We start from the raw sequence: 1,540 nt of genomic DNA, 5'->3' as shown, positions 1-1,540 counted from the left end.
CTAGTCTTACTGAGTCAGAAAAAGCGTCTGATTCAAAAGGTCGCGGGCGAGGTGCTGTCAGAATCAGTTACCGGTTGAGATTCAGGCATCGGCAACGGGGGCTGATATGGATCTCCGGACATCAGACGGCAGTGAATCGCGATTTTCGGCTTTTGTCGAGGGACTTGTGAGCGTGATCGGACATGCGGACCGGGCCCGGCCGTTGTTTGATTATTGCATCGGCTTAATCATGCCGGGGGAGCGTAAGAGCGTTGAGCCGATGGCAGCGGTGACGGCACCTGATCGGACGGCGGCACAGCATCAGTCGCTGCTGCACTTCGTCGGTCAATCGCCTTGGTCTGACGAGGGTGTTTTGGCCAAAGTGGGTGAGATGGTACTGCCGGCGATAGAGCGCCATGGACCGATCGAAGCGTGGATCATCGATGACACCGGTTTTCCCAAGAAGGGAGCGCACTCAGTCGGTGTGGCGCGTCAATACTGCGGGCAGCTCGGCAAGCAGGATAACTGCCAAGTCGCGGTGTCCCTGTCGCTTGCCAATCACCACGCCAGTCTGCCGGCGATGTATCGTCTCTATCTGCCGCAGGAATGGGCGGCAGATAAGAAGCGTCGGCGCAAAGCGGGCGTGCCCAAGGAGATCAGCTTTAAGACCAAGCCAGAGATCGCGCTTGAGCAGATCGACGCGGCCTGCCGAGCCGGGCTTCCTCGCGGCGTGGTGCTGATGGATGCCGGATATGGCTGCAACACGGACCTGCGGACCAGCATCAGCGCGTTGGCGTTGACCTATGTGGCCGGTATCTTGCCAAACACCACGGTGTGGACGTCCGACACGGCGCCGCTGCCGCCAAAAAAATGGTCGGGCAAAGGGCGACCACCAAAGCTGCTGCGCCGCGACCACAAGCATCAACCGATTTCGGTCAAGGAGCTTGCTCTTTGCCTTCCTAAGCGGGTCTGGCGCACGATCAAGTGGCGAGAGGGTGCGGCCGAGCGGCTATCGTCGCGCTTCGCTCGCGCGCGCGTTTGCGTCGCGCATCGAGATTACCAGCTCACCGAAAGCCGACCGGAAGAATGGCTTTTGATCGAATGGCCAGAAGGTGAGGACGAGCCGACCAAATACTGGCTTTCAACGTTGCCGGAAACGATCACTTTCGGCAGGCTAGTCGAGCTAACCAAGCTGCGCTGGCGCATCGAGCGCGACTATCAGGATCTCAAACAAGAGGTTGGGCTCGGGCATTTCGAAGGGCGAGGTTGGCGTGGCTTCCACCACCACGCCACGCTGTGCATCGCGGCCTACGGGTTCCTGGTCTCCGAGAGGGAGACGATTCCCCCCTCGGAATCTCGTTCCACCAGGCCGTTCAAGAAACTTGAGGTTCCCAACGGTTACCGACCCAGAGGCTCCGCCGCTGCGACCCGAACGTCACATCCCGAACTCGATCGCGACGATGCGGCGAAGACTGATCGTTGCCATCGCCCGGAACATCTCACGCTGTCCTTGTTGCACCCGGCAGACGAAGCGCCTTCTTTTGTGACACAGTAAGACTAG

General features: G+C 59.7%; 1 protein-coding gene. It reads left to right on the top strand.

Annotated features, from left to right (window positions below):
• The first annotated feature begins 106 nt into the window (after positions 1-106).
• Positions 107-1,534, top strand: a complete 1,428-nt coding sequence (locus CP49_RS01040; RefSeq protein WP_057848443.1) for an IS701 family transposase — start codon at positions 107-109, stop codon at positions 1,532-1,534.
• The last annotated feature ends 6 nt before the right edge of the window (positions 1,535-1,540 follow it).

Origin of the sequence: Bradyrhizobium valentinum (assembly GCF_001440405.1) — a bacterium.
In the GTDB taxonomy this organism is placed as follows: domain Bacteria; phylum Pseudomonadota; class Alphaproteobacteria; order Rhizobiales; family Xanthobacteraceae; genus Bradyrhizobium; species Bradyrhizobium valentinum.
Note: the sequence above shows the minus strand (reverse complement) of the source record. Positions and strands in the feature narration are given on the sequence as shown.

Bases quoted from the DNA above. Each gene is read 5' to 3' on its own strand.
- CP49_RS01040 (WP_057848443.1), top strand. From the start codon at position 107: ATGGATCTCCGGACATCAGACGGCAGTGAATCGCGATTTTCGGCTTTT.